General features: G+C 66.9%; 7 protein-coding genes and 1 pseudogene. All 8 read left to right on the top strand.

What is annotated here, in order from left to right:
• Positions 1-336 (top strand): annotated as a pseudogene (locus VSO01S_RS27570) (DNA polymerase III subunit delta'); the annotation flags it as partial.
• Entirely contained in the window at positions 333-701 is a 369-nt protein-coding gene (locus VSO01S_RS19165) for a PilZ domain-containing protein (RefSeq protein WP_068644405.1), read from the top strand. The pseudogene VSO01S_RS27570 and the gene VSO01S_RS19165, both read left to right, overlap by 4 nt.
• Before the next feature lie 94 nt (positions 702-795).
• Positions 796-1,605: a TatD family hydrolase gene (locus tag VSO01S_RS19160; RefSeq protein WP_068644404.1), complete on the top strand. Its 810-nt coding sequence runs from the start codon at positions 796-798 to the stop codon at positions 1,603-1,605.
• The gene (locus tag VSO01S_RS19155) at positions 1,602-2,273 is read left to right on the top strand and encodes an ankyrin repeat domain-containing protein (protein WP_068644403.1); all 672 of its coding nucleotides are present in this window, start codon (positions 1,602-1,604) and stop codon (positions 2,271-2,273) included. Before VSO01S_RS19160 ends, VSO01S_RS19155 begins: the two co-directional genes overlap by 4 nt.
• Positions 2,274-2,399: 126 nt before the next feature.
• Positions 2,400-3,458: a FecCD family ABC transporter permease gene (locus tag VSO01S_RS19150; RefSeq protein ID WP_084241968.1), complete on the top strand. Its 1,059-nt coding sequence runs from the start codon at positions 2,400-2,402 to the stop codon at positions 3,456-3,458.
• A 14-nt stretch (positions 3,459-3,472) separates the two neighbouring features.
• Entirely contained in the window at positions 3,473-4,303 is an 831-nt protein-coding gene (locus VSO01S_RS19145) for an ABC transporter ATP-binding protein (protein ID WP_068644401.1), read from the top strand.
• On the top strand, positions 4,300-5,313 hold the full coding sequence (locus VSO01S_RS19140) for an ABC transporter substrate-binding protein (protein WP_068644400.1): 1,014 nt from the start codon (positions 4,300-4,302) through the stop codon (positions 5,311-5,313). Before VSO01S_RS19145 ends, VSO01S_RS19140 begins: the two co-directional genes overlap by 4 nt.
• Positions 5,314-5,973: 660 nt before the next feature.
• Positions 5,974-6,633 carry a hypothetical protein gene (locus VSO01S_RS19135; protein WP_068644399.1) on the top strand — a complete coding sequence of 220 codons (660 nt, stop codon included), beginning with the start codon at positions 5,974-5,976 and terminating at the stop codon, positions 6,631-6,633.
• Positions 6,634-6,801: the final 168 nt, after the last annotated feature.

Genomic DNA, 6,801 nt, shown 5'->3' with positions numbered 1-6,801 from the left:
GGCCTGACGGCGCAGGCCTGGTCGCGCCTGCCGCAGGCCATCCGCCGCGGCGAAGTGGCGGCGCTGTCCGAGCGCAGCCCGGCGCAGGCCATCGACGTGCTGCAAAAGCTCTGCCACGACCTGCTGGCCCTGGGCGCCGGCGCGCAGCCGCGCTTCTTCGAAGCTGGCGACCTGCCGCCTTCGCCACCGATACGCAACCTTTCGGCCTGGTCGCGTTCGCTGGCGAATGCGGCAAAAACCGCGGAACACCCGTTCAACGCCGGCCTGATGCTCGAAGCGCTTGTGAGCGAGGCAAAAGTCCACCTAAACTCGGCCGGCAAGCCACCCCGTCCATGAGCACATCCCCACCTTCTGCCGCCACGCCGCGTCCCAGCGTCATCCAGCTGGCCATCAAGGAAAAGGGCGCGCTGTACGCCGCCTACATCCCGCTGTTTGCCGAGGGCGGCATCTTCATTCCCACCTCGCGCGAATACCGCCTGGGTGACGACGTCTACGTGCTGCTCACCCTGCCGGACGATCCCACGCGCTACCCGGTGGCCGGCAAGGTGGCCTGGATCACGCCCGAGCGTGCCGCCGGCAACCGGGCGCCGGGCGTGGGCATCCGATTCCCCTCCGACGAGAAGTCGCGCCAGCTCAAGGCGAAAATCGAGGATGCCCTGGGCGGCACCATCGCCTCGGACCGGCCCACCCAAACCATCTGAACGAACCAACGTCCTGCCAAGGACCCCAGCGGGCCTCCAATGCGAGGCCCGCACCGTTTTCAGCCTGCCAACTGTCTCCAGATGTTGACTCCCGATGTTCACTGACTCCCACTGCCACCTGAGCTTTCCGGAATTCGCCCCGCAAATGGACGAGGTGCGCGCCGCCATGGCCGCCGCCCAGGTGGACCGCGCCCTGTGCATCTGCACCACGCTGGAGGAATTCGACGCCGTGCAGGGCCTGGCGGCGCGCTATGACAACTTCTGGGCCAGCGTGGGCGTGCACCCCGACAACGAGGACATCGAGGAGCCTACCGTGCAGCGCCTGGTGGCGCTTTCGGCCCGCCCCAAGGTGGTGGCCATCGGCGAAACCGGCCTGGACTACTACCAGATGGACGAGCGCAAGGGCGGGCGCACCATTGCCGACCTGGAATGGCAGCGCGAGCGCTTTCGCGTGCACATCCGCGCCGCGCAGGCCACGCGCAAGCCGCTCGTCATCCACACCCGCGAAGCCTCGGCGGATACGGTCGCCATCCTGAAGGAGGAGGGCGAGACCGGATCGGGCAGGGCGGCCGGCGGGGTGTTCCACTGCTTCACCGAAACCGCCGAGGTGGCGCGCGCCGCGCTGGACCTGGGCTTCTACATCTCTTTCTCGGGCATCCTGACCTTCAAGAAGGCCGAGGACCTGCGCCAGGTGGCGGCCTTCGTGCCGCTGGACCGCATGCTGATCGAGACCGACAGCCCCTACCTGGCGCCGGTGCCTTTCCGCGGCAAGACCAACAGCCCGGCGTTGGTGCCGTATGTGGCCCGGCAGATTGCCGAAATCCGCCAACTTCCCATCGAGCAGATCGCCGAAGTTACAAGTAACAACTTCGAGACCTTGTTCCACGACGTTAAAGCAGCATGAAAAAATACTTCAATATATTCTCCCAAGTCGCTGTCACGCTTGCACTTTCTTCCAACGCCTTCGCCGACGCGCAGCTCGACCTCTTTCGGGCGGCGCGGGCCGACAACCCCAGCGGGGTGAAGAGCCTGATCGAGCGCGGCGTGAACCCCAACCTGCGCGACGAGCACGGCCAGACCGCCTTGCTGGTGGCCATGCGCGAGCCGTCGCCCCGGGTCATCGACGTGATGGTGGCGTCGGCCAAGGTGGACGTGGATGCCGCCAACAGCAAGGACGAGACGCCGCTGATGATGGCCGCGCTCAAGGGCCAGCAGGACCTGGTGGACAAGCTCCTGGCACGCGATGCCTCCGTCAACAAGCCGGGCTGGACGCCGCTGCATTACGCGGCCACCAACGGCCACATCTCCATCATGAAGGTGCTGCTGGACAAGTACGCCTTCATCGACGCGCAGTCGCCCAACGGCACCACGCCGCTGATGATGGCCGCCGGCTACGGCAGCGCCGAAGCGGTGAAGCTGCTCATCGACGAAGGCGCCGACCAGGGCATGAAGAACCAGCAAGGCATGACCGCGCTGGACTTTGCCAAGCGCGCCAACAAGGGCGACTCGATCGAGCTGCTGTCGCGCGGCCAGGCGGCCGCCAAGAAGAAGCCCAGCGACGGGAAGTGGTAGCGGCTGCGGCCCCGCACGTGCGGGGGCTGGGCGCACGCCGCGTGGCCTATGCCGTGCGGACGGCTCGCGTGCCGCCGGCTTTCACGGCACCATGGCGCCGCCGCTGGTTTGCGGCGCCACCACCCCATGCCGCATCACCCGGCCGCCACGAATTCCCTTGCCTGCGCACCGGGTAGCCGCGCGCTGTCCGCAGGCGCACTCGGCTGGGCCGCAGGCCTGCTGATGGCGCTGGCCCTGGGCTCCTTCGTCATCGGGCCGTATCCCGTTTCCCCAGCGGAAGTCGCGCGCGCCCTGGCCTTTCAGCTCGGACTGGTGGAGGAGGGCGGAAGCGAGACGGCGCGCCGCGTGGTGCTGGAAGTGCGCGGTCCGCGCATTGCCGCAGCCTTGCTTGTGGGCGGGGCGCTGGCGGCCGCAGGCGCCACCTACCAGAACCTCTTTCGCAATCCCATGGTGTCGCCCGGCGTGCTGGGCGTGTCGGCCGGCGCGGGCTTCGGCGCTGCGCTCGGGCTGCTTCTGAACGTGACGGGCCTGGGTGTGCAGGGCCTGGCTTTTGTCGGCGGGTTGCTCGCGGTGGGGCTGGCCCTGGCCCTGGGGCGCGCCTTTCATCAGGGCGGCAGCCTGTTGACCCTGGTGGTGGCCGGCCTGGTGGTGTCGGCTTTCTTCCAGGCGCTGGTGTCGCTGGCCAAGGTCGTGGCCGACCCGCTCAACCAGCTGCCCGGCATCACGTTCTGGCTGCTGGGCGGGCTGCACCGGATCGATGCCCAGGCTCTGTTCAATGCGCTTGTTCCCATCGGCGTGTGCGGCCTGGTGCTGTGGGCGCTGCGCTGGCAGGTCCATGCGCTGGCCGCGGGCGAGGACGAGGCGCGCACGCTCGGCATCGACGTGCCGCGGCTGCGGGTGATGCTGATCGCCTGCGCCACGCTGATGACCGCGGCCTGCGTGAGCATCAGCGGCATCGTGGGCTGGGTGGGGCTGCTCGTTCCGCACATCGTGCGCATGCTGGTCGGCCCGGCCTTCGCCGCCGTGCTGCCGTTGTCCGCGCTGCTTGGCGGCGGCTTCCTGCTGGCCGTGGACGATCTGGCGCGCGGCGCCGGCGGGGAGATCCCGCTGGGCATCCTCACCGCGCTGATCGGTGCGCCGCTGTTCGCGCTGGTGCTCGCGAGAGCGCGGCAGGCGTGGTTCTGAGGCCGGACCTTCGCATGCTCGAGGCCAGGGCGTTGTCGGTGGGACATGCGGGCAGGCCGGCGCTGGTCGAGGCGGCATCGTTCTCGCTCGCACGGGGACAGGCGCTGGTGCTGCTGGGGCCCAACGGCAGCGGCAAGACGACCCTGTTGCGCTGCCTGCTGGGCCTGATGGATCCGATGGCCGGACACGTCTTCCTTGACGGCGCGGATGCGCACCGCATGGCGCCCGCGCAGCGTGCGCGCCGCATGGCCTATGTGCCGCAGGCCGCCAGCCCGGCCTTTCCCTTCGAAGTGTTCGACATGGTGTTGATGGGCCGCAGCGTGCACCTTCGCTTCATGGCCGATCCGACGCGCGCCGACCTCGACGCAGCGCTGCAGGCGCTGGAATGTCTCGGTATCGGCCACCTGGCCCGCCGGCGCTTCGATGCATTGAGCGGCGGCGAACGCCAGCTGACGCTCCTGGCCCGTGCCCTGGCGCAGGCGGCGCCCGTCGTCGTGCTCGACGAGCCGTGTGCAAGCCTCGATCCGGGGCATCAGGTCGAGGTGCTGTCGGCCTTGCGCGCATTGAAGCGGGAAGGGCGCGCCGTGCTGATGTCGACCCATCTGCCGGAGCACGCGCTGGCGCTGGATGCGCACGCCCTGCTGCTGCATCCGCGTCGTCTGGTCGGGCCCGCACCGGCGGCGCGGTTGCTGCAGTCGCAGATGCTCACCGACATCTACGCCACGCCCATCGAGACCGCCACGCTGGTCCATGGCCGCGCAGCCGGACGGCGGGTTTTCGTGCCGCTGCAGCTGCACGCGGAGCAGGGCGTGTGCCGCGCCCGGGACGAGCCGCAAAACCCATGATCCGGCGCCGCACGCTGGTTCAAGGAGTCGCATCGCTGTGGGCCTTGCGCGCCGGGGCGCAGCCGGCCAGCCGCAAGGTCACCGACATGGCCGGCCGCGAGGTCGAACTGCCGCCGAGAATCCAGCGTGTGGTGACGCTGGGCTCGCTGCCGGTGCTCAACAGCTTCGTCTTCACCATGGGCGAGTCGCGCAGCATCGTGAACGGCCTGGCCGACTTTGCGAAGCCGCACTGGAAGTACCAGACCGTTTTCGCGCCGCAGCTCGCCGGGCAGCCCACCATGCAGCTGCCCAACCGCGAACCGCACATCGAGGCCATCCTGCAGGCGCAGCCGGACGTCGTTCTGACCTTGCATCGCGATGCCGTCGACCGCCTGGCGGCGCTGGGCCTGCGGGTGGTGTACCTGGCGTGGCGCGAACCGGAGGACGTGAAAGGCTGCATGGCGCTCATGGGCCGGGTCTTCGGCAAGCCCGACGTGGCGCAGGCGTACCAGCAATGGTTCGAGGGTTCCCTGGCCACCGTCCGCGGCGGACTCCAGGGCCTGGCTGAATCGCAGCGGCCACGCGTTCTCTATCTGCAACCGGACACATTGACCCAGCCGCGGCTGATTGCCGAGTGGTGGATACCCGCTGCCGGAGGCATCAGCGTCACCCAGGATGGACGACGCAGCGAGAGCCGCAGCTTTTCGCTCGAACAGGTGCTGGCCTGGGATCCGGACGTGATGATCCTCACCACGCCGCAGGCCGTGGGACTGGTGCGCAGCGAGCGCGCCTTTGCCGGATTGCGTGCCGTGCGGCAAGGCCGCCTGCATGTGGCGCCGGTTGGCGCGCACACCTGGTCCAACCGCACGGCGGAACAGCCGCTGACGGTGATGTGGGCCGCCAAGACTTTCCATCCGCAGCGTTTCGCGGGGCTGGACCTGGCCTCGCAGACGCGGGACTTCTATGCGAAGTTCTTCGGCACGCGCCTCAGCGATGCACAGGTGGCGGAGATTCTCAGCGGGGAGCTGTGAGGCGGGTCGGTCTGGCCTTCTCTTTGAATAATACAATGTGCATTATGTTAAATGCGAAATGCAGGGCCCAGAGGAACCGCCGCCACTGTGCCCCGCACTCTCGACATCGCCCTCTGCCCCGCGCTTGCCTACTCGCTACCCAGGAGTCCGAGTCGGGCGACATAAATCCGCTCACAAACTCACCCGAATTGCGACACCATTCGGTGAACCTGTCTGTTTTCGCCGAATGATCATTCTTTGTTGTCGCAGTCGTGCTGAACAAAGCGGCAAGCACCGAAGAATCGCTGAATGTTGTCGCTGCGACTCGAGGCCATTGCTGAATGCGCATTTCCGTAGAGGCTGGACGACTCGAACATTCGGGGGGGCGAACCAATATGAACGCATCGACGCCCCTGCTACGCTTCCAACGCGAGCATCCGCACCGCGCCGTGAGTGCACGACCAGGCTGAATGCGCCGGGCCTGCCATGGCTAGCCATCGACGATGAGTCGAGCTTGTTTGGCCCCGATCATCCGGTGCTGACTTGCGATTCCCGCGCGGGCTTGGACGACCAGCGCGAGCAAGAAACTTGCGTGCGCGCCTTGCTCGAACGGGGAGCTCGCCTGCGAACAGTCCGCGGGGCAGCAGCAGGTTCTAGTCGAAATCGAGAGGTGCCAACGCAATGCTTGAGATCCAACTTGACATCGCCGGCCCTGCCAATAGTGCCCGCTTGTTCGGCAAGGTATGGAACGTTTCTCGGTTGGCCGCTTTCTCGGACTACGATTTCGGCTTTGAGGGGCGAGAAGAACCGCCGGACGCGCCGCTGAAGGCCTATCCACGCTGGAGCGAGCCAGTCAGCGGGCTCTTCGCCCGCTGCCTTGGTCATCCTAGTGTGGCTCGCCCCACTGGCGACCTTGGCCCTTGGAGTTTTTTACGTCTCCAGATCGGCATTCGTCCCGGCGGTGTTCGCGACTACCGCCCGCTCGTGCTGATACGCGTGAAGGCCCGAGACCACGACTTGCGTATCGCGACAACTGAGGGCCTGGCCCACTCAGTGCATCAAGTCAATGCGCGCATCCGTTACCGTGATGCCTGGGAGGTAGCCGAACACGCTCTCCGGGTCTCGGCCTTTGGCGCGGACGACTTGCAGGAGGCCAAGCCGCTCGACGTACCGATTCGATCCGATGGGCAATTAGCCTTCGTGTGCATGGGTGACATTCCTGAGCCCGCTCGCAGCGTGTTCCGGGAAAGGATGAGAGGCGCCGGCTGCCCCGTGATTCCCGGCCTTTCGGACTTGGTGTATGCCTGGGATTGGACGGACTTTCTGAACGGGCGGCGCTAAGGTGATCCGCAAACCGTTCGGGCCCCTCCCCTGCCTGCAGGTCATCCGGCTCCACGTCCACCAACATTGGCTGTATCGGGCAAATTATTAGACACGATAAGAGAACGTTATCGCTCTAAATGCGATATTCTTTCGATGCGACAGTGAGTTAACCCTATCGGATGCCTG

The sequence above is a fragment of the Variovorax soli NBRC 106424 genome, from assembly GCF_001591385.1.
In the GTDB taxonomy this organism is placed as follows: domain Bacteria; phylum Pseudomonadota; class Gammaproteobacteria; order Burkholderiales; family Burkholderiaceae_C; genus Variovorax; species Variovorax soli.
Note: the sequence above shows the minus strand (reverse complement) of the source record. Positions and strands in the feature narration are given on the sequence as shown.